The organism is Thermobifida sp. (assembly GCF_017577275.1).
GTDB classification, from domain to species: Bacteria; Actinomycetota; Actinomycetes; order Streptosporangiales; family Streptosporangiaceae; genus Thermobifida; species Thermobifida fusca.
Map to the genome: position 1 here is coordinate 26,931 of NZ_PITY01000014.1, position 19,614 is coordinate 46,544.

Annotated in this window: 21 protein-coding genes; 11 read left to right on the forward strand and 10 right to left on the reverse strand. The window is 67.4% G+C overall.

The window, feature by feature from the left end:
- Nucleotides 1-24: 24 nt before the first annotated feature.
- Entirely contained in the window at nt 25-249 is a 225-nt protein-coding gene (locus CW348_RS02325) for a hypothetical protein (protein WP_011290641.1), read from the reverse strand.
- Nucleotides 250-1,885: 1,636 nt separating this feature from the next.
- Nucleotides 1,886-2,425, reverse strand: coding sequence for a gamma carbonic anhydrase family protein (locus CW348_RS02330; RefSeq protein WP_016188053.1), 540 nt, complete (start codon nt 2,423-2,425; stop codon nt 1,886-1,888).
- A gap of 339 nt (nt 2,426-2,764) precedes the next feature.
- Between CW348_RS02330 and CW348_RS02335 the strand changes: the two genes are divergently transcribed.
- Nucleotides 2,765-3,931: a hypothetical protein gene (locus CW348_RS02335; protein ID WP_011290639.1), complete on the forward strand. Its 1,167-nt coding sequence runs from the start codon at nt 2,765-2,767 to the stop codon at nt 3,929-3,931.
- Between the two features lie 74 nt (nt 3,932-4,005).
- Here CW348_RS02335 and CW348_RS02340 read toward each other — a convergent pair whose 3' ends face one another.
- Nucleotides 4,006-4,455 carry a GNAT family N-acetyltransferase gene (locus tag CW348_RS02340; RefSeq protein ID WP_016188052.1) on the reverse strand — a complete coding sequence of 150 codons (450 nt, stop codon included), beginning with the start codon at nt 4,453-4,455 and terminating at the stop codon, nt 4,006-4,008.
- 892 nt (nt 4,456-5,347) lie between these two features.
- Here CW348_RS02340 and CW348_RS02345 point away from each other — a divergent pair.
- From CW348_RS02345 to CW348_RS02355, 3 genes are all read left to right on the forward strand, one after another.
- Nucleotides 5,348-5,926 carry a C40 family peptidase gene (locus tag CW348_RS02345; protein ID WP_016188051.1) on the forward strand — a complete coding sequence of 193 codons (579 nt, stop codon included), beginning with the start codon at nt 5,348-5,350 and terminating at the stop codon, nt 5,924-5,926.
- Between the two features lie 162 nt (nt 5,927-6,088).
- Nucleotides 6,089-7,108, forward strand: coding sequence for a sugar kinase (locus tag CW348_RS02350; protein WP_011290636.1), 1,020 nt, complete (start codon nt 6,089-6,091; stop codon nt 7,106-7,108).
- A 4-nt stretch (nt 7,109-7,112) separates the two neighbouring features.
- Complete coding sequence (locus tag CW348_RS02355; RefSeq protein ID WP_011290635.1) at nt 7,113-7,745, forward strand: bifunctional 4-hydroxy-2-oxoglutarate aldolase/2-dehydro-3-deoxy-phosphogluconate aldolase; 633 nt, start codon at nt 7,113-7,115, stop codon at nt 7,743-7,745.
- On the opposite strand, the gene CW348_RS02360 is transcribed toward CW348_RS02355, so the two are convergent.
- Complete coding sequence (locus CW348_RS02360; RefSeq protein ID WP_016188049.1) at nt 7,742-8,104, reverse strand: hypothetical protein; 363 nt, start codon at nt 8,102-8,104, stop codon at nt 7,742-7,744. The genes CW348_RS02355 and CW348_RS02360 overlap by 4 nt on opposite strands.
- Nucleotides 8,105-8,345: 241 nt before the next feature.
- Here CW348_RS02360 and CW348_RS02365 point away from each other — a divergent pair, with 241 nt between their 5' ends.
- Together CW348_RS02365 and CW348_RS02370 are read left to right on the forward strand one after the other, a co-directional pair.
- Nucleotides 8,346-8,633 (forward strand): DUF6412 domain-containing protein, encoded by a 288-nt coding sequence (locus CW348_RS02365; RefSeq protein WP_016188048.1) that lies wholly within the window; start codon nt 8,346-8,348, stop codon nt 8,631-8,633.
- A gap of 108 nt (nt 8,634-8,741) precedes the next feature.
- On the forward strand, nt 8,742-9,467 hold the full coding sequence (locus tag CW348_RS02370) for a membrane protein insertase YidC (protein ID WP_011290632.1): 726 nt from the start codon (nt 8,742-8,744) through the stop codon (nt 9,465-9,467).
- Between the two features lie 55 nt (nt 9,468-9,522).
- Here CW348_RS02370 and CW348_RS02375 read toward each other — a convergent pair whose 3' ends face one another.
- On the reverse strand, nt 9,523-11,283 hold the full coding sequence (locus CW348_RS02375) for a BCCT family transporter (protein WP_104612989.1): 1,761 nt from the start codon (nt 11,281-11,283) through the stop codon (nt 9,523-9,525).
- 116 nt (nt 11,284-11,399) lie between these two features.
- Nucleotides 11,400-12,152, reverse strand: coding sequence for a 3'-5' exonuclease (locus CW348_RS02380; protein WP_011290630.1), 753 nt, complete (start codon nt 12,150-12,152; stop codon nt 11,400-11,402).
- Nucleotides 12,153-12,276: 124 nt separating this feature from the next.
- Here CW348_RS02380 and CW348_RS02385 point away from each other — a divergent pair, with 124 nt between their 5' ends.
- Nucleotides 12,277-12,495, forward strand: a complete 219-nt coding sequence (locus tag CW348_RS02385) for a hypothetical protein (RefSeq protein ID WP_016188046.1) — start codon at nt 12,277-12,279, stop codon at nt 12,493-12,495.
- 89 nt (nt 12,496-12,584) lie between these two features.
- On the opposite strand, the gene CW348_RS02390 is transcribed toward CW348_RS02385, so the two are convergent.
- From CW348_RS02390 to CW348_RS02405, 4 genes are all read right to left on the reverse strand, one after another.
- Entirely contained in the window at nt 12,585-13,925 is a 1,341-nt protein-coding gene (locus tag CW348_RS02390) for a dihydrolipoamide acetyltransferase family protein (RefSeq protein WP_016188045.1), read from the reverse strand.
- Between the two features lie 10 nt (nt 13,926-13,935).
- Nucleotides 13,936-14,919 (reverse strand): alpha-ketoacid dehydrogenase subunit beta, encoded by a 984-nt coding sequence (locus tag CW348_RS02395; protein ID WP_011290628.1) that lies wholly within the window; start codon nt 14,917-14,919, stop codon nt 13,936-13,938.
- The gene (gene pdhA / locus CW348_RS02400; protein ID WP_016188044.1) at nt 14,916-16,028 is read right to left on the reverse strand and encodes a pyruvate dehydrogenase (acetyl-transferring) E1 component subunit alpha; all 1,113 of its coding nucleotides are present in this window, start codon (nt 16,026-16,028) and stop codon (nt 14,916-14,918) included. Before pdhA ends, CW348_RS02395 begins: the two co-directional genes overlap by 4 nt.
- A gap of 372 nt (nt 16,029-16,400) precedes the next feature.
- On the reverse strand, nt 16,401-17,000 hold the full coding sequence (locus CW348_RS02405) for a sigma-70 family RNA polymerase sigma factor (protein WP_011290626.1): 600 nt from the start codon (nt 16,998-17,000) through the stop codon (nt 16,401-16,403).
- Nucleotides 17,001-17,453: 453 nt separating this feature from the next.
- Here CW348_RS02405 and purS point away from each other — a divergent pair, with 453 nt between their 5' ends.
- From purS to CW348_RS02425, 4 genes are all read left to right on the forward strand, one after another.
- The gene (gene purS / locus CW348_RS02410; protein WP_011290625.1) at nt 17,454-17,696 is read left to right on the forward strand and encodes a phosphoribosylformylglycinamidine synthase subunit PurS; all 243 of its coding nucleotides are present in this window, start codon (nt 17,454-17,456) and stop codon (nt 17,694-17,696) included.
- 109 nt (nt 17,697-17,805) lie between these two features.
- The gene (locus CW348_RS02415; RefSeq protein ID WP_038043097.1) at nt 17,806-18,249 is read left to right on the forward strand and encodes an ATP-binding protein; all 444 of its coding nucleotides are present in this window, start codon (nt 17,806-17,808) and stop codon (nt 18,247-18,249) included.
- Nucleotides 18,250-18,333: 84 nt separating this feature from the next.
- Nucleotides 18,334-19,161 carry an SDR family oxidoreductase gene (locus tag CW348_RS02420; RefSeq protein ID WP_016188042.1) on the forward strand — a complete coding sequence of 276 codons (828 nt, stop codon included), beginning with the start codon at nt 18,334-18,336 and terminating at the stop codon, nt 19,159-19,161.
- 121 nt (nt 19,162-19,282) lie between these two features.
- A complete protein-coding gene (locus CW348_RS02425; protein WP_011290622.1) occupies nt 19,283-19,546 on the forward strand; it encodes a phosphoribosyl-ATP diphosphatase in 264 nt (87 codons plus the stop codon).
- Nucleotides 19,547-19,614 lie beyond the last annotated feature (68 nt).

The following is a 19,614-nucleotide window of genomic DNA, read 5'->3' on the forward strand; positions in this document are numbered from 1 at the left end:
ATCTCGTCCGACCGCGCCGGGCGGCTAGCAGGAGAGTTCAGGCGTTTCCTGGCTGACTGGCTCGTCGAGGACGAGCCGCATCGGGGAGGCGGACTGGGCGGTGCGGGGGCGCAGTCCCAGGACCCGGTCGAGTTCGTCGGTCGTGAGTGGGGCATCAGCTTCCCCCACCGCGGCCAGCACGTCGGTGTACAGGTCGATCTCCGCTAAAGCCACGGCGTCGTGGAGAGGTACGTGAGGATCGATGTCCATCCGTGTCACCTCCGGTCCGAGTCTGTCCTCAGAGCTTTCCTCGTTCCGGACATGTCCGGACGAGCCCTCCCCACCGTCTCACCCCAGATTACGTACCGGTAGCCGACAGACCATGGCCCATCGGGACCATTTTTCAACCGCGGAGCGATCTAGTTACTCAATGTCAGGGATTCCGTGTTTCCAATGACCGAACGGACTAGTTCAATCGCTCTTCTCTCCCCACCGGCCACTGCCCTCACATAAATATGACTTGAAAATGACTAATAACATTTTTGATCCACCTCCATAACAAAGAGAGAGCATCAGGAGGTTTCTCTGCACACCGCCCGCACCGCCCCTGCAGCCGCGCGGCGGCACGGCTCGGACCCCCCGCCGCCACCCCGGCTTCCCCACCCCGACCAGGCACTCTCCGCACCTGTCTACCAGGAGATAGTGACTCTTTGTGACGGCCCGGGGACCGCTGCTTTCCTCCTTGCACTGTCCTCAGCCTTCTGGCCGCACCTCCCCAGCCGCGAGGCGTTTTTACCGCCTTCCGGAACCCCGGGAAGGATATTTCCGAAGAGAAAAACAACTCCACTCAAGTGCTTTCTCGCCCCAGAGGCACACCCGAAATACAGGAAGATTTGCGGGACGGGATCTCTATTTTTTATGAACCGCCCCCGGACTGCACGAGTTCTCCGCACTCTTAGGAAAAAGCGTGGAAAAAATACGGAGAACACCCTCGGGAGTCCGCTATTTCTGCCGTCGCTTCGACGCGTAGCTCGGTGCCCGAGGTGCTCCCGCTCCGCGCCGCACCACGGCTGTTCCGCTTCTCCCGGGGCGCGCGGGCACGAGGCAGGTATGGCAGCGCGACAGCCGAGACTTATCGCAATCCTCTCCCGCCGACACCATGGGCGGAATATCCCCGGACAACGGCGAAGGAAACCGAACGCAAGCCGTGCCCTGCACCGTCTTCTTCCGGGGAAAACCGGAGTCCCGGGCAACCCCGGAAACCGTGACTGAAGCGGCAGAAAAGAAAACCGGAGCGAGAAGCCGCTAGTGGCATGGACCGGTGGCGCTCATGCCCCATCCAGACTTTTCTCCTCGCTTCACGCTTCGGAATAGATGCGTCACACAGGGAAACTGCACGAGATACGCTCCGTCGGCCTGCCCCGCCGGAGCGCCGCCTGGGTGTTCTGCCCGGCGCCGCGGCCCTGCGCCGTCGAGCGCACATCCGGCGCCGCCGGGTCACGGCTGCCCCGAAAGAAGATGCCAGTCGGTGACCTCATTGCCACGCTCAGGTGCGCCCTGCCCAGGCGGGGCGCAGTCCGCTACCGGATCGGTCTATGCCGGGGTAGCCCGTTGTGCCTAGGACCCCGCGGATGCGCGGATACTGCCTGCGCAGCACAGTCCGGCAGCTCCCGCATGGCAGCAGGGTCCCCGGCCGGGCAGTCCGCCGCCGAAGTCTGAGCAGATCCGGCCGTATCCGCAGCAGATGCACCACGGCACGCCTTCGAACCCGCGGTACCGGGGCCGGGACCGCGCACCAGCTATTCCCGAGCGCCGCCCCGCGAAGCCACGGTCCGAGCGCCGTCTCCCGCATGCGAGGGCTCAGCCACGCACACCCGCTCTCAGCGGGCAGCGCCCCTGGTGCGGCTCAACGCCACGTCACGCCGCGGTGCTGCGCGGCATACCCCACGTACCGTTCGGCGGTGCCCACCAGGTTCTCCCGCTCGGCGTCGGTCAGCTCCCGGATGACTTTGCCTGGCACGCCCGCCCACAGGGTGCCTGCGGGCACCCGCCTCCCCGGCGGCACGAGGGCACCGGCAGCGACCAGCGCTCCCGCCTCCACGGTGGCCCCGCCCAGGACCACCGCGTTGATCCCGATCAGCGCGCCGTCCTCCACGACCGCGCCGTGCACCATCGCCTTGTGGCCGAGGCTCACCCCGTTACCGAGGATCGCAGGCTCTCCCGGGTCCGCGTGCAGGCAGCACAGGTCTTGAATGTTGCAGCGTTCCCCCACGATGATGTCCTCGGTGTCGGCGCGCAGCACTGAGCCGTACCAGACACTGCTGTGGGCCCCGATACGGACCCTGCCTACGACCACTGCTCCCGGCGCGATCCAAGCGTCGGGGTGGATCGTCGGCTCGCCGAACTCCGCAGAGCCGATGTGCGGTCGCTCTCCGCTACCGGACATGGCATCTCCTCCCACCCACAGGCACGTGCGGACAGCGAAGATGACCGATACCGTCCATGCACGGGCACAATCGCCCATACTTTAGTGGGATGGCTTCTGGGCGGCTCTGTGAGGTCGCCGCACGCCACTGCCGAGCGGGCCTCGGAACAATGTCACCACCGGGACGCGCCGCTGCCCCGGGGCCACCCCGCACACTGTCCGTTCCCCGCTCGCCCCTCGCGTTCCCCCACCTCAGATGAGGATTCCCACATCTCGTTTCAGAGGTGTTATGGGAACGATAGACAAGAGCAAAAATCCATCCCTCCAGATCCGATCATTGTCGACCTGGTAACCGAGGACATGAACGAACGCATTCCTGAGATATTCCCGAACCTGCTGCGCGAAGACGCCTTCCCCACCGTCCGCAAGGGCGGCTACGACAAGCGTCAGGTCGACGACTTCGTCGTCCGCAACCACAACCAGCTCCGCGACCTCCAGGAGCGCCTCGCCCGCGCCCACGACGAGCTGGAGCAGTTGCGTCGCGAACTCGCCGAGGCCAAAGCCAAGGCCGCGGTCAAGCCGGAACACGAGCAGATCAGCGAGCGGCTGGCCAACATCCTGCGCATCGCGGAGGAAGAGGCCGCTGACAAGCGAGCTCAGGTCGACAAGGAAGTCAAGGAGATCCGGGCCAAGGCCGAGGAGGAGGCCAAGGCCAAGATCAAGAGCGCCCAGGAGCAGGCGGAGCGGATCGTCAACGGCGCTCGGGACGAAGCCAAGGAGCTGCTCACCTCCACCAAGCAGGAGGCCGAGCGGCTGCGCGAGGAGGCAGCCAAGGAAGCGGAGCGCAAGCTGAACGAGGCCGAGGCGCGGGCCAACAAGATCCACGATGTCGCGGACCGGCGGCTCAAGCGCCTGGTGGCCACGCACGGGGAGGCGGTGCGCCGCCTCAACGACATGCGCGACACCCTGGCGGAGCTCCTCAAAGCCGAAGCCAAGGCCGGTGCGCTGGACGCCGGGCTCAAACGGTCCGACTTCGAAGGCAGCACGGACAAGGAGTCGGCCTCCGCGGCCTCGAGCAAGCAGTCCTCCCCCCAGGCGGCGGAGCCCGAGGGTGCGGCCAACGCCCAGCGTCCCGCTTCCCCTGACAACGAGCCCACGGCCCGCCTCAACCCGGCCGACAAGGAGCCCACGGCCCGCCTCAACCCGGCGAGCAGCGGAGCCGCGGCGGATGGGAAGGCGGAGAACCAGGTGAAGAGCGCCCCGGCCGCGCAGGGAGCGCGTCCCATTCCCGGGCGTCCTCAAGGGTTTCGTTACGCGGGTCCAGCACCGACTGACGCGGGCAGCTCTCCTACGCCGCCGCCTCCGTCCACGGAACTGACCGGCGTGTACCAGGCGTCCGTGCCTGCAGACTCCGCCAGCTCTGCGGACTCGGGAAGCTCCGCCGGCTCCTCGAACGCGGGAAGCTCCGCGGGCTCCTCGGATTCGGGAAGCTCGGGAGGCTCAGACTCCTCCGGCGGCGGCTTCTAGCCGCGTGCCGTAACGCAGCACGGTGAGGGGGGTGGAACGTGCCATGTTCCACCCCCCTCACCGTTGGATGCGGCTTACAGGTAGCGGCGGAAGCCTTCGGTGGCGATAGTGAATCCCATTGCGCGGCAGAATTCGTAGGCGCTGCCCTGGCTTTCGTGGGTGAGCATTTCGATCTTGTAGCACCCGGCCTGGATGGCGCGGTTGATCGCCTCCTCCACCAGGGCCCGGCCGATTCCGGTGCGCCGGTAGGCCGCGTCCACCACCATGTTGTCGATCACCGCCCACGGCTGCGCGTCGTGGGTGAGGTTGGCGATCATGATGAGGTCGAGGGTGCCGATGATCTGTCCGCGGCGCTCGGCGACCAGCACGGTGCGCTCCGGGTCGTTCTCGATGCGCGTCCAGGCCCGGACTGTGGCTGAGGACATGCGAACGGTGCCACCCTGCGCTGGGGCCTCCTCCCCTAGTTCACGCAGGAGGCGCAGGATCGCACCGAGGTCAGACCGAGTGGCCTCACGGATAATCATGGCTTCCGAAATCGTAGCCCACAGCGGTGAAATACCGGACGATGCCCCATATTGGGGCATACACGGATAACGGTCTGTGCCGGTGGGGACAGTTCCGGTCATGCTCCTCGCCATGGAGTGTGCGGGGGAAATCCGCTGGACGGGTGCGCGTTCCCGGCCGCCGCGGCAGCGGCCCCTTCCAGGGTGGTGGAGAGGGGCGGCGCGTTTCCGCACCCTTGCCGGCTCCGCAGTTTTCGCCTGCGGCTCAGCCGCGCCTTTGCCCCGGTCCTCCGCTTCCCCCTGGACCCATGGGCGAACAATGCCGGTTCCGGCACGGAGCACTTTTGGAATCGGCTGAGACCACGGCCTTCTCCCGGCCATCCCGCACACGTTCCTCCCGGACTCCGCTAGTTGACAACCTTTTCTACGATTGCCGGAAATATCATTTCCCCTGGTTTTGTCGACGCCAAGAAGTAGTCAATAAATTCCAGAAAGCGATTTTTTTCCGGCGCGCACCATCGACATCGATCTCGGGACTCCGGTGACAGATTCGGATCAGCCGACACGCACACAATTCATAGGATGATCGGATGTATAAAGTCTGCGTTAACTCTGCCCGTGACCTCTCCGTGACATCGCGGGATGTGCTTACTAGCAAGGCTTGCCCCGATAACGGACGAACCGGCTTCCCCTCCCCCTTCCCGACCGCCACGCCGCCTTCCCCGCGCCGCCACCCCCGACTCCCCGACGTTGCGATTCATTCGCCGACAGCCGTTTCCAGCAATTGATTCGGCGTGACACGCCGATCTGCTTTTTATATCCGTCGTCGCAGTGTCCTTGTGTTTCGGTTGGCAGAGTCATCCCCTTCCACACGACGAATGTGTCCTTTGTCTACATATCGAGGGAAGACACCATGCTCTGCAACGAGGGTTTCGGTCGGTCTCCACGAGGCAACGCTTCGCGTCTCATCGGCCGGGCCGCCACGGCCTTCTCCGCCCTGGCGTTGGCCGCCACGATCAGCGTCGCGAACGCCACCCCGGTCACCGGTGCCGCACACCGCGTGGACCCGGCAGCGGACTCCTCGCAGGAAGACCAGCACGTTCGCAGCGGGAAGGGCAGCGGGAAAGGCAGCCAGAGCATCGCCCAGGAGGCGGTGCGCTATGCCGAAAGCAAGATCGGCGCCCCCTATCGCTGGGGGGCAGCCGGCCCGGACGCTTTTGACTGTTCCGGCCTCGTGCAATGGTCATACAGACAGGTGGGGGTGACCCTCAAACGCACGACCTACGACCAGGCCACCCAGGGCAAACCGGTATCCCGTTCCCAGCTCCGCCCAGGTGACCTGGTCTTTTTCTACTCCGGGCCGAGCCATGTCGCCCTCTATGTCGGCGACAACCAGATCATCCACGCGCCCGGAAGCGGCAAGACCGTCCAGATCGTCTCCATGTCCGGCCACTACGAGGAGAACTTCAACTCCGCGCGCCGGGTCGTCTAAGCCACCCAGGAAAACGCCCGTCACCCCTGCATCCGAGCGTTGCCGAGTCGCCCGGAACAGCGGTTCCTCGACGGGCACCCCGCACCGCTGCCCGCCCCGCGCCGCCCGGCAAGGACACAAGGCGCTAATGTTGCGGGCAGCGGTGCGGAGGGTGGTGGTACGGTGACCGAAACCGATTCCTACGACGTGATCTGCATCGGCGAGACCATGGGACAGCTCTCTCCTGCCTCGGCAGTCCCGCTGGTCGAACAGCCGCCGCTGCTCCCGCGGATCGGCGGCGCAGAGTCCAACGTGGCCTGCGGCCTCGCCGGACTGGGCCACCGGGTCGCCTGGATGAGCCGGGTAGGAGACGACCCCTTCGGGGCGATCATCACACGGACCCTGGCCCGCTACGGGGTGGACACCAGTCTGGTTGAGGTCGACCAGGAGCGCCCCACCGGCCTCTACCTCAAAGACCCTGCGCCCAAAGGCACCCGGGTGTACTACTACCGGCGCGAATCTGCTGCCTCCGCGATCGGCCCCCGCCTGGCGGAACGGCCGGAGCTCCGCACCGCCCGGCTCCTCCACCTGTCCGGTATCACCCCGGCCCTCTCCACCAGTTGCGCCGCGTTCGTCCAGCGGCTCTTCGTCTCCCGGCCCGCGCACGGGCCGCTGCTCTCCTTCGACGTCAATTACCGTCCTGCCCTATGGCCGGCCGACGACGCTGCCCCCGTGCTCCTCGACCTGGCCCGCGCAGCCGACCTCGTCTTCGTCGGCCGCGACGAAGCGGAACAGCTCTGGCAGGCCTCCACCGCCGACCAGGTGCGGGCGCTCCTGCCAGACGTACCGCTCCTCGTCGTCAAAGACGCCGACGTGGGCGCCACCTCCTACACCGGGGCCCGGCGGGTCTTCGTTCCCGCGCCCCGCGTCGACGTGGTGGAAGCCGTCGGTGCCGGAGACGCCTTCGCGGCGGGCTTCCTCTCCGGTCTGCTGGACGACCGCACACCTGAGGAATGCCTGCGGCTAGGGCACATCATGGCCGCGGCCACCCTGCTCAGCGTCGCAGACCTGGCTCCGTTCCCGCCCCGGGAGGCTCGAGAGCGTCTGCTCGCCCTGTCCCCGGCCGCCTGGGCGGCCCTCTGCATCCCCGACCCGGACCTGTTCCCCCTCGACCCGTCCGACCCCCTCTTCTCCGGAGCGTGACCTCGTGGACTTCGCCGACCTCTTCGCCGGCCAGCAGGTCATGGCGATCCTGCGCGGCCTGTCCGCACAGGACACTGTCGCCCACGCCCACCGCGCTTGGGACCTGGGCATCGCCCTCGTGGAAGTTCCCATCCAATCCCCGGACGCGCTTCCCGCGCTGCGCGCCGCAGTCGCCGCGGGGCGCAGCCGCGGCCGCCCGGTGGGGGCAGGAACCGTGACCACCCCGGACCGGGTGGCAGCGGCCGCCGACGCAGGAGCCGCGTTCACCGTGGCCCCCGGCTTCGATGGAGAAGTCCTCGCCGCATCGTTGGCAGCAGGGCTGCCGCACCTGCCCGGCGTCGCAACCCCCAGCGAGATCCAGCAGGCGCTCCGCCACGGTGCCACCTGGCTCAAAGCGTTCCCGGCCACCGTGCTCGGCACGGGATGGTTCGCCGCGATGCGCGGTCCGTTCCCCGAGGTCAACTTGGTCGCCACAGGAGGGGTCTCCGCGCACAACGCCGCGGACTATCTGGCAGCGGGGGCCCGCGCCGTCGCTGTGGGCTCGGCTCTCGCCGACGAGACCCAGTGGGAGGCGCTCGCCGCCCTCGCCGCCTCCTCAACCGGACCGTGGGGAAGCGGGAGCGGACCGGCCGCTTAGCGGACGCGCAGCGGAATGCGGTCCGCGCGGGGCGCCGCATCCTCGATCAGAATCGTGGCCGCGCAGATCGGGGCGGCGAATTCTGTCCGCCCGCGGCCCGAGCCCACGGCCAGGGTCGGGTGGCAGGCCGTTCCCGCGTAGAGAACGAAGCCGGTATCCGCGCTGGTCTCTACCGCAACCACCCCGCCCTGGTCACGGCGGAGGCGGTGGGCGGGGGCCGCACACACCTGCCGGTGGCCCGACTCGTAGCAGATCGTCACCGGCCTTACTGTCCGCCCAGCAGTCCGGTGCACAGCAGTGTCCACGGTCGGCGCGAGAGTGGCGAACATGACGGTGAGATGGTGCGGGCGCAACGGCACGGCTTGTTTCCTACCTCCTGAAACACAAGACCCCACCAATAGTCACCGGTTGGAAACCCCGTGTAAATGAAGGTGGGGGCGGCGTGTCTCCTGTTCTTCCCGACCGGGGCGGCAGGCCCGCAGCCTGTCCCGGCCCCGTCCTCAGAACAACCGTCCGCCGGCGGGAACTCTCTCCCCGTCCCGTGCGTCTGTGTCAACGGACCGACAGAAAGATCCGGTGCGGATACCGACGGGAGGTGCTGTGGCGTTCCTGATCTTCCTCGCCCAGTCCTTCCTGGTCGGGGTGGACAGTGTCCCACTGGACCCGGCTTCGCTCACCGTGGCGGCCACACTGGCCGTGGGCGCGGCCCTCCTGTGGCTGGCCCTTCCCGCGCGCCCGGTCCGGACCGAATCCGCAACCGAACCCTATGCCCGGACGAGTGCCCTGCGCCGCTGGCAGCAGCGCGTCGGCGTGGTCGTCTCCGCGGCTCCTAACGTGCCCGGTAAACCCCGGTCTCGGGCTCCCGGCGCGGCCGCTACGGCCGCGTGACCGCACCGCCCTTCCTTCTCTTCTTCCGGGGACAGGGCTGCTGTCTCCTGCCTCGCGCGGCCTTTCGCTGATCACCCGTCTCCTTCTCACGAAAGGCCCTGGTTCACTGTGTTCGGTCTGTTCTCTGCGTTCCTTGCCGCTGCCCACGCCTTGACCATGGCGGTCCACAGCACCCTGGCCGTGTTCCTCGGTCCGGTGTCCGCCGCAGCAACGATTGCCTTCCTGACCCTCGCCGCCCGCGTACTCACGCTTCCCCTCAGCTACCTCCAGGTGCGCGGGGAGAAAATCCGCGCCCGCCTGGCGCCCCAGCTTTACGCGCTTCGGGAGCGTTACGGCCACAACCCGGAGCGCCTCGTCGCGAAGACCCGGGAACTCTACGCCCGCGAAGGCGCCTCACCGTTCGCCGGATGCCTGCCTGCGCTCGCCCAAGCACCGATGTTCACCCTGCTCTACACCCTGTTCACGGTTCCGGAGATCGACGGCTCCGCCAACGCGCTCCTCGCGCTGCCGTTCGCGGGAACCCCGCTGGGGTCGACCCTGCCGCGCATCCTCGCGTCCGGTGACCTCGGAGCTCTCCCCGTGTTCGCTGCGCTGCTCGCCGCACTGGCCGCGGTGGCGTGGGCCAACCGACGGTGGTTGACCCTGCCCGCACTCTCCGCTGCCCCGGCTGCGGGACAGCCCACCCCCGTGCCGGCGTTCGTCACCTACCTGCCGTTCCTGACCGTGGTCATCGCCGCGTTCGTCCCCTTGGCCTCCGGGATCTACCTGGTGACCTCGACCACGTGGACAGTGGTGGAACGCCTCACGCTGCGCCGTCTCGTCCGCGTTGACTAGGCGCGGCACGAAGGTTCAGCGCTGCATGCCGCTCCCGGCGTCCTTGAGGCGGCGACTACGTTTCGGAGGCGTCCCCGTCACCCTTCCGCGGCGGCGGTGGCGCCTCCTCCCGCCGCGCCGGCGCCACCGGGAACTGGAACCCGCTCTCCCCGTAGGTGCGGGCCCCGGTGATGACCGCCTCGTCCATGAGCTCCCTGGCTTTGCGCTCCCGCACCGCCAGAGGATCCCGCCGCAGCCCTTTCAGCAAGGCCACACACAGCAGGAGCATGACGATCGCCCACGGAGCAGCCCCGAGGATGGTGATGTTCTGCAGCCCGTCGATCGCGGTGCTGCCGCCCTCGCCGACGAGCAGCATGATCGCGGCCACCGCCGCGATGAGCATCCCCCACAGCACGGTCATGGCCAGCCGCGGCTTGTCCACTCCGCCTTGGGTGAGCGTGCCCATGACAATGGATGCCGAGTCCGCGCCGGTGATGAAGAAGATCGCGACCAGCACGGCGAGCACCACGTTCACCACGCCGCTCCACGGCAGGTTCTGCAGCATCCCGTAGAACTGCGCCTCGATCTGGTTGGACGCGGCTAGATCAACCCCCGACTGCTGGAAATGGATCGCCGTGCACCCGAAGATGACGAACCAGATCAGGCTGACCACGCTCGGCACCACGATGACACCGGCCACGAACTCCCTGATCGTGCGGCCGCGGCTGATCTTGGCGATGAACAGCCCCACGAACGGGGTCCACGAGATCCACCAGGCCCAGTAGAACACGGTCCATGTTGACAGCCACTCCGCGGTGTTGCCGCCGACCGCCTGAGTGCGTCCCGCCATCTCAAAAAAGTCCTGGAAGAACGTGGCCACCGCGCCCGGCACGAGGTCCAGGATGTACACGGTCGGCCCGGTGACCAGCACGAAGACGAGCAGCAGCACGGCCATCACCATGTTGGTGTTGGACAGCCACTTGATCCCCCGCGCGATTCCGGAGACCGCGGAGACCAGGTAGCAGGCCATGATGGCCGCGATGATCAGAAACAGCAGGCCGAACGTCGTCTGGCTCGTCCACCCCAGGGTCTGGAACCCTCCCGCGATCTGCAGCGCCCCCAGCCCCAGCGAGCAGGCAGACCCGAACAGGGTGGCCAGGATCGCGATCACGTCGACCACCTTGCCGAGCGGCCCTTTTGCGGCCCTCTCCCCGAACAGCGGGATGAACGCGGCGCTGATGAGCTGGCTGTGCCCCCGGCGGAAGGTGGTGTATGCGATCGCTAAGCCGACCACCGCGTAGATGCCCCACGGATACAGGGTCCAGTGGAACAAGGTGGTGGCGATCGCGGTGAGAGTCCGCTGCGATTCACTCGCGGCATCCGTGCCCGGTGGGGGAGTGACGTAGTGGGCCAAGGGTTCTGCCACCCCGTAGAACACCAGCCCGATCCCCATACCGGTGGCGAACATCATGGCGACCCACGACACCGTCGTGTACTGGGGCTCCTCCCCCTCCCGGCCGAGGGGGATCTGCCCGTACTTGCTGAAGGCCAGCCACAGCGCGAACACCACGAACACTCCGGCGACCAGCACAAACGCCCAGCCGCCGTAGCGCATCAACCCGGCCAGCAGGTTCTCGGCGACCTGGGCCAGCGTCTCGTCAGAGATCGCCCCCCACGCGACGAAGGCCAGGGTGAACGCTGCTGCGGTGAGGAACACTGCCCAGTCCGTCCGCGGCGGCCGCTCCGCTTCGAGGACGGGAGGCGGTTCCCACAGCAGGTCTTGGTTGTCGGCCGAGTTGGTGGTCGTATCGGATGATCCGTGAGTTGGTCGTACCACGACGTCTTGGCGCGGAGTCGCGCCACCCCCCTCTACAAGCACGGTGCACGACGAGTGTGCACCTTTCTGTTTCCGCAGCGGGGGGTTTCATGCGTTCCGTCGGGGTTTTCTCCAGGTCAGATGAGCTTCGGCTGCGTGCCAGGGACGGGAACCAGAGGCCATGCCCGGGTGACCCTCTCCGGACTCAGTCCTTTCCTGCGGAGGAACGCCGCCAAAGACTCGGCCTGCTGGGCAGCTGCGGTCACCTGCAGTTCGTGGAGCTCCCGAGGGGACAGGGCAGCCACGTGCGCCGCGGCGTGCCCGATCCCCCGGGCCACTGCTGCAGCTGCTACCGCGTCCGCGCTCGCCTCATGTGAACCGTCGTACGGGACCCCGTAGTGGGCGCAGAGCGCTTCCAGAGTGCGTTTCCCCCTGCGGTAGCGGTCGATGTGCCGGTCCAGGATCAGGGGGTCGATGACCGGGGCGACCGTGTCAAGCCGCTCCGACAGCGGCACCACCCCGTAGCGGCGGCACTCCCGGTCGAGGATGGTGAGGTCGAAGGGAGCGTTCATGATGACCAGCGGCGTTCCCGACTGGAGTACCTGCTCCAGCAGGTCGGTGATCTCCGCTACGGCAACGGGGGCGGGGATTCCGTCGGCCACCGCCAGTTCGGTGCTGATGCCGTGGATCGCCACGGCCTCGGGGGGAATCTCGACTCCGGGGTTGACGAGCCAGGTCCGCCGGGTCCGCTGGGAGCCGTCAGCAGCCGTTTCGATGATCGCGGCAGTGACGACACGGTCCTGTTCCAGGTTGATGCCGGTCGTCTCGATGTCGAAGCCGACCAGCGGGCCGAGGTGCCAACCGGGAGCGGCTGCACGGTTATCCGTCATACCGCGACTCTACTGGCCTGCACTGACGAAACCCCTGTTCACCTTGGCCAGGCGGGGGCACGCTACACACACGGGACGGTCGGTGCTGTCCCGCCCACCGCAGGAACCAATCCCAGGGGGAGTCATGCACGTCGGGATTCAAGAGGCGCTCCGCCAGCTCCAGCAGGCGATCCACGACGCTCGAGTGTCGTTTGACTGTATTGCGCTGGAGGACTTGGAGCGCGCCCACATCCACGCGATTACCGCCCGGACTGCGCTCGACGCTGCGGAAAACGCCATCCGGACTGCCTTGGACGAGCAACAACGCCCTGAGGCGTCTACCGACGACAGCAGCCCCTCCTGACCCTCGAGCACGCTGAATCGGAATAAGAGACCGGCCCTGGGCACTGGAGGACCTCCAGTGCCCAGGGCCTCACGCACCGGCAAGGCCGATCAGCCCCATGCCAGCACCATCTCCTCGGGGTCTTCCAGGATAGTGGCGACGTCGCGCAGCACTTTCGATCCCAGTTCCCCGTCGACCAGCCGGTGGTCGAAGGAGAGCGACAGTGTCGTCACTTTGCGGATCTTGATCTTGCCCTTGTGCACCCACGGCATGTCGCGGATCTGCCCCAGGGCCAGGATCGCAGCCTCTCCCCGGTTGAGGATGGGGGTTCCGCCGTCGATCCCGAAGACGCCGATGTTGGTGATGGTGATGGTGCCGCCGGTCAAGTCCGCGGGGGCGGTCTGTCCCGCCCGCGCCTTCTCGGTGAGGTCGGTCAACGCCCGCGCCAAGTCAGGCAGCGGCAGCCGGTCGGCGTCCTTGATGTTGGGCACCACCAGGCCCCGATCCGTGGCCGCCGCGATGCCCAGGTTCACGTAGTGTTTGACGACGACTTCCTGGTTGGCCTCGTCCCAGGACGCGTTGATCCGCGGGTGCCGCCGCACCGCGATAAGCAGTGCCCGGGCGACCAGCAGCAGCGGGGAGACCTTCACGTCCGCGAACTCCGGCCGCTGTCGGAGCTTCTGCACGACCTTCACGGTCTTGGTGACGTCCACCTGCAGAAACTCGGTGACGTGCGGTGCGGTGAACGCGCTGTCGACCATCGCCGCCGCCATGTGCTTGAGCACCCCCTTGACCGGGATGCGCTCTTCCCGCACGTCCCGCTCGGGAGCAGGCGACGCAGCCGGTGCGGGCGCCGCCGGCTCGGGCACGCGGGGCGCTGAGGGCTGCGGCTGGTTCTGCTCGGCGTGGCGCCGCACATCGTCTCGGGTGATGACCCCGTTCGGCCCGCTGGGCACGACCGTACGCAGGTCCACCCCCAGGTCTTTCGCCAGTTTGCGCACTGGAGGCTTGGCGAGCACCACGGTGCGCTGGCCGACGGTCTGCGCCGGCACGGCCGAAGGGGTGCGGCGGCGGGCCCGGCGCTTGGTGGCCCCGCTTTTGACGCCGTAGCCGACGAGGACCGGTTCCCGCTTCTCCTCCGCTGGCGGTTCCGCCGGGGCTGCGGCGGGAGCAGGCTCAGGCCGCGGCTCGCCCGCGGCACCGCCGGTGTCCACCGCGATGATCGGAGTTCCGACCGGGACGGTCTCCCCGGCCTCGACCAGCAGCGCCTCGACGCGACCCGCAAACGGGCTGGGGAGTTCCACGACGGCCTTGGCCGTTTCGATCTCGCAGATGACCTGGTTGACGTCAACCTGGTCCCCTGGCTGCACGTGCCAGGTGAGGATCTCGGCCTCGGTGAGGCCTTCGCCCACGTCGGGCAGCACAAACTGTTGGATTCCTTGGTGAGTCATGCCCAGCCCTCTAGTACGCGAACGTGCGGTCGACACCGTCGAGGACCCGGTCCAGGTCCGGGAGGTAGTACTCCTCCAACCGGGACGGCGGATAGGGGGTGTCGAATCCGCCGACGCGAATGACCGGGGCTTCCAGGTGGTAGAAGCAGGCCTCGGTGACCCGGGCAGCGATTTCCGCGCCCAGTCCGCTGGTCACCGGGGCTTCGTGGGTGACGACGAGCCGTCCGGTGCGGCGGACCGACTCGTAGACGGTGTCGTAGTCCACGGGAGAGAGCGACCGCAGGTCGATGACCTCGATGGACCGCTCGGTGTCCGCTTCAGCAGCGTGGAGCGCGACCTTGACCATCGGCCCGTAGGCCACCAGGGTCACGTCGGTACCGGGGCGGACGATCCGCGCTTCCCCCATCGGGGTGGCGGTGTCCACGCTGCCGTCCGTGCGGACGGGGGCCTTGTCCCAGTAGCGGCGTTTCGGTTCGAGGAAGACCACCGGGTCCGGGCAGGCGATGGCCTGCTGGATCATCCAGTAGGCGTCCTCGGGGGTGGCTACGGTGACCACCCGCAGGCCGGCAGTGTGGGTGAAGTAGGCCTCGGGCGACTCACTGTGGTGTTCCACCGCACCGATCCCGCCGCCGTAGGGGATGCGGATCACGACGGGGAGGCTCAGCCGTCCCTCGGAGCGGGCCCGCAGTTTCGCGAGCTGGGTGAAGGTCTGGTCGGCGGCGGGGAAGAAGAACCCGTCGAACTGGATCTCGCAGACCGGGCGGTAGCCGCGGAGCGCCAGGCCGATCGCGGTGCCGATGATGCCGGATTCTGCGAGCGGGGTGTCAATGACCCGGTCTGCGCCGAAGTCCTTGTACAGGCCGTCGGTGACGCGGAAGACCCCGCCGAGCCGTCCGACGTCCTCCCCCATCACCAGGACTTTCGGGTCGTTCTCCATGGCGCGGCGCAGTCCCGCGTTGATGGCCTTGCCCAGGGTGAGTTCGGTTCCGCTCATCGGGCCGCTCCCTCCGCCCCCTCAAACGACGCCAGGTAGTCCGCGAATTCGGCGCGCTGCCGGTCGAGCTCGCGGTGCGGTTCCGCGTAGACCTCGCGGAAGATGTCCAGCGGTGCAGGGTCGGGCAGGGCGCGGCATTCGGCGCGGACCTGCTCCCCGAGCTTCTCCGCCTCGGCTTCTACCGCGTCGAAGAAGCCGTCGTCGGCTTTGCCTTCGCGGACCAGGTAGGCCCGCAGCCGGGCGATGGGGTCCTTGCGGCGCCACTCTTCGATCTCTGCGGACGTCCGGTAGCGGGTGGGGTCGTCGGAGGTGGTGTGCGCGCCCATCCGGTAGGTGAACGCTTCGATCAGGGTGGGGCCTTGCCCTTCGCGGGCGTGCTGCAAGGCTTTGCGGGTCACCGCCAGGCAGGCGAAGACGTCGTTGCCGTCCACGCGAATCCCGGGGAAGCCGAAGCCGGCTGCCCGCTGGTAGATCGGCGCTTTGCTCTGGCGGTCGTTGGGCTCGGAGATGGCCCACTGGTTGTTCTGGCAGAAGAACACGACCGGGGCATTGTTGACCGCGGCGTAGTTGAAGGCTTCGTTGGTGTCGCCCTGGCTGGTGGCTCCGTCGCCGAAGTAGGTGATGACAGCGGTGCCGTCTTCACCGAGTGCCCCGTCCCGCTGCACACCCATCGCGTACCCGGTGGCGTGCAGCGTCTGGCTGCCGATGACGATCGTGTAGAGGTGGAAGTTGTGCTCGTACGGGTCCCAGCCCCCGTTGGTGACGCCGCGGAACATGGCCAGTAGGTCCCGGGGGCGGACTCCCCGGCACCAGGCCACCCCGTGCTCCCGGTAGGACGGGAAGGCCATGTCTTGCGGTTCGAGGGCGCGGGCTGAACCGATCTGCGCGGCCTCCTGGCCCAGAAGGGAGGCCCACAGGCCCAGTTCGCCTTGGCGTTGCAGGGCCACGGCTTCGGCGTCGAGGCGCCGCACGAGGACGAGGTCGCGGTAGAGGTCGCGGACCTGTGCCGTGGCGGGTTCGAACGGGTAGTCAGGGTGCGGGACGTACTCTCCGTCGGGGGTCAAGAGCTGGATCAGCTCAGGCTCTTCACGAACGGTGCTGTCGGACACCTGTCGCTCCTCGGTCTCGGGGCCGACTGACGGGGTACCGCTGGTCGGCCTGTTGCCTGCCCGACCCGTCCCGGGGTAACGGGTGGGGTCGAACAGCCCTACCACCCATCGTGACAGATATCACTATGGGCAGCGCAAGACCCTGCGACACCTCACGTCGTCCGACTTATCATCCCGCAGAAAAAGAAAAACCCCAATTACCAGGACTTCCTAGAAAATATAAGGGGTTCCAAGTAAAAATTAGGCCACCCTAGTACTTTTTCTCCGCCGCTGTCGGAGAAGACAGACCGCACTGCCGCGCATCAGCGCAGCATACTTCAGCCACCGGGTGCCCAGGAGGGTGCGCGGGCGTGCAGGGGACCGGGCACGCGGTCAGTCCGCGTACAGGCCACGCTCCTTGGCGTAGTCCGCGAGCAGCACGCGAAGCTGCCGGCGTGCCCGGTGCAGCCGCGACATCACCGTTCCCAACGGGGTGTCCATCTGCTCCGCCACTTCCTTGTAGGAGAAGCCCTCGACATCGATCAGGTAGATGACCATGCGGAACTCTTCCGGCAGCTGGGCGAGCGCGGTGCGTATCGCGGAATCCGGCAGCCGGTCGAGGACTTCGGCCTCCGCCGACCGCGACCCGGTGGACGAGTGCGCGTCGGCCGCCGCCAACTGCCAGTCCTTGATCTCGTCGGTGACTTCCTGGCGCGGCTCCCGCTGCTTCTTGCGGTAGCCGTTGATGAAGGTGTTGGTGAGAATCCGGTAGAGCCAGGCGCGCAGGTTCGTGCCCGCACGGAACTGGTGGAAGTTAGCGAACGCCTTGGTGAAGGTCTCTTGAACCAAGTCTTCGGCATCCGCCGAATTCCTCGTCATCCGCAGGGCTGCCGGGTAGAGCTGGTCGGCGTACGGCCTGACTGCCTCTGCAAAGTCGAGACCCTCCGCAGTGACGGTGGTCTCTGCGGGACGGTCGAGTTCAATGGTCGCCAAAATTTCCCCCTCAGGACGACCGGGGATACTGCTACTTGGTGAGACGCATGCCAAGTCGATTCACGATGCATAGTCATGAGGTGATTAAGGACACGAATCCCCCTCTCCGGGTGTGGTTTACAGCAAGGGTCGGGTAAAAAGAGGAATTTTGCTTTCGTCTCTTCCAAAGTGATCCGCGGCGTCGCCACCGCCGCGACGCCCCGGAAGGCCTTATCCGTAGCGGCCCGGGACGTTACGGTTCCGCTTCCCCACACGGCGCGTCGCACACATCACCGGCCTCGGGAACAGCCGGTTTCCTCCCCGCGTGGCCGGTACCGTACGCTCTGGACTGTCCGGCTGGCGCCGAGCCGCGGCCAGGCCCCTGGCTGCGCTCGCCCCGGCCCTGCGTCCCGTGTCCGCCTGGACACCAGCGACGTCGTCACCACCGGTGCGGTACAACTCCTGGAGGACCCCGTGGCCCGCGTCATCGTCGATGTCATGCTCAAGCCCGAGATCCTGGACCCCCAGGGCCAGGCCATCCTGGGCGCCTGCGAACGGCTTGGCTTCTCCGGGGTGACCCAAGTCCGTCAGGGCAAGCGCTTCGAGATCGACCTCGAGGGCGAAGCCGACGAGGCCCGTCTCGCCGAAATCCGCAAGCTCGCCGAGACCCTGCTCGCCAACCCGGTTATCGAGGATTTCTCACTCCGCGTAGAGTAATGAAGCACCACGAGGCCCCATAACCGGGACCCGTCCGAAATCGCGCGGTTTCGCGTGAATAGCCTCGGGAAGGTTTTTAACGGTACCGAGGTTCGGGGGGCTGACTCTGATGGAAAGGCGATTCCAGGTCGCACTGCCGAGGGCGGCGTACACGGTCCCCGTTCTGCGTAGCTTCCTAGGCTGTGCCCTGCACGTCCACGGTGTCTGCCCCGAATGCCAGCGCGACATCCTGGTGGCGGCCTCGGAAGCCTGCGCGAATGTGATCGACCACGGCGCTCCGGCATCCGGCTACCAGGTCTCGGTCAGCATTGAGCAGGCCTGCTGCGTCATCCGCATCACTCATAACGGCCGGCATTTCACTCCGACGATCGCCCCGCCCCGCCCTGCTCCAGATTCTGAGTCAGGTCGGGGTATTTTCCTCATGCACGCCCTCATGGACGAGGTCGTGTTCGACGTCGAGCCCGACGGGCGGACCACGGTACTGCTCGTCAAACGGCTCTGCCTGCTGCCGGCGGCGAAACGCCCGCTCACCCCGGCCGTGGCCAGCGGGTGAGGCAGCCGCCCGCCCCGCTGACCTTCCCGGCCTTCGGGACATCCACCTCGCTTCGGGGGCGAGGCGGCGATACCATCCGGGACCATGAGCGACCACCACGCACACCCCCGTACCGCCCTCATCACCGGCGCGTCCACGGGAATCGGAGAAGAATACGCCCGGCAACTGGCCGAACGCGGCTACTCTCTGGTGCTGGTGGCGCGCAGTGCCGACCGGCTCGCCGCGCTCGCCGCGGAGCTCACCGACCGCTACGGCGTGCCCGCGCAGTGCCTGCCCGCCGATCTCACCGACGACAAGGACCTCGCCACGGTCGAAGAGCGGCTGCGAGTCACCGGTGACACCGCTGACGCCCCGATCGACCTGCTGGTCAACAATGCCGGACAGGCGCACGGCGGCGATTTCGCGACGATTCCGGTCAGCGCGATCGAGGACACGCTCGCACTGAACATCCGTGCGCTCACCCGGCTGGCGCACGCGGTACTCCCCGTGCAGATCGAACGGGCCCGCCAGCTCCGCGAGGCAGGGAGCTCCCGACCGCTCGGCATGATCAACGTGGCGTCCATGGCCGGACTGCTGCCGGCCGCTCCCGGCGGCGCGGTCTACTCCGCGTCCAAGGCCTATGTGCTCTCCCTCACCGACACGCTCGCGGTCGAAGCGGCCCGGCACGGCGTGCGGGTGACCGCGGTCCTCCCCGGCTACGTCCGCACCGATATGACCCGGTCCTTGCAGGAGAAAGGGGCGCCCGATATCGCGTTCGTCCCGCGGGAGCGCGTGGTGACCGACTCGCTGCGCGGCTGGGCTTCGGGCCGGACCCGAGTCGTGCCGGGCGCCCAGTACAAGGCGGTCAACGCCCTGCTCCATGCCCTTCCCCCAGGGCTGTTCCACGCGGTCGCAAAACGCACCAGTGCGTGACCACCCGCGGCACGCCCCGGACAGCTCCCCGCAGTGTTCACTTCCGCTTCGACCGCCTCCACTTTCCGTCTCCGACCGGCTGCGCCTACCCTAGGAGAGCACGCAGTCAAGGAAAGAGATCATGAAGACCTTCGAAGAGCTGTTCACCGAGCTGTCCGAGAAGGCGCGGACCCGCCCGGCAGGATCGAGGACGGTCGCCCAACTGGACGCCGGGGTGCATGCGATCGGCAAGAAGGTCGTCGAGGAAGCGGCTGAAGTCTGGATGGCCGCCGAATACCAGAGCGACGAAGAAACCGCCGAAGAGATCTCCCAGCTCCTCTACCACGTCCAAGTTCTGATGCTGGCGCGCGGCCTCCGTCTGGAAGACGTCTACCGGCATCTCTAGGTCGGTTCCCGCGTCGTCACGCACGCGAGACCGACCTGTCCCGACGTCCCATGCCGGAATCCGTGAGC

Coding starts and splice junctions, on each gene's coding strand:
- CW348_RS02330 (WP_016188053.1), bottom strand. CDS start 2,425: ATGTCCGGTAGCGGAGAGCGACCGCACATCGGCTCTGCGGAGTTCGGC.
- CW348_RS02345 (WP_016188051.1), top strand. CDS start 5,348: ATGCTCTGCAACGAGGGTTTCGGTCGGTCTCCACGAGGCAACGCTTCG.
- CW348_RS02425 (WP_011290622.1), top strand. CDS start 19,283: ATGAAGACCTTCGAAGAGCTGTTCACCGAGCTGTCCGAGAAGGCGCGG.
- CW348_RS02325 (WP_011290641.1), bottom strand. CDS start 249: ATGGACATCGATCCTCACGTACCTCTCCACGACGCCGTGGCTTTAGCG.
- CW348_RS02420 (WP_016188042.1), top strand. CDS start 18,334: ATGAGCGACCACCACGCACACCCCCGTACCGCCCTCATCACCGGCGCG.
- CW348_RS02390 (WP_016188045.1), bottom strand. CDS start 13,925: ATGACTCACCAAGGAATCCAACAGTTTGTGCTGCCCGACGTGGGCGAA.
- CW348_RS02340 (WP_016188052.1), bottom strand. CDS start 4,455: ATGATTATCCGTGAGGCCACTCGGTCTGACCTCGGTGCGATCCTGCGC.
- CW348_RS02415 (WP_038043097.1), top strand. CDS start 17,806: ATGGAAAGGCGATTCCAGGTCGCACTGCCGAGGGCGGCGTACACGGTC.
- CW348_RS02335 (WP_011290639.1), top strand. CDS start 2,765: ATGAACGAACGCATTCCTGAGATATTCCCGAACCTGCTGCGCGAAGAC.
- CW348_RS02380 (WP_011290630.1), bottom strand. CDS start 12,152: ATGACGGATAACCGTGCAGCCGCTCCCGGTTGGCACCTCGGCCCGCTG.
- CW348_RS02385 (WP_016188046.1), top strand. CDS start 12,277: ATGCACGTCGGGATTCAAGAGGCGCTCCGCCAGCTCCAGCAGGCGATC.
- CW348_RS02395 (WP_011290628.1), bottom strand. CDS start 14,919: ATGAGCGGAACCGAACTCACCCTGGGCAAGGCCATCAACGCGGGACTG.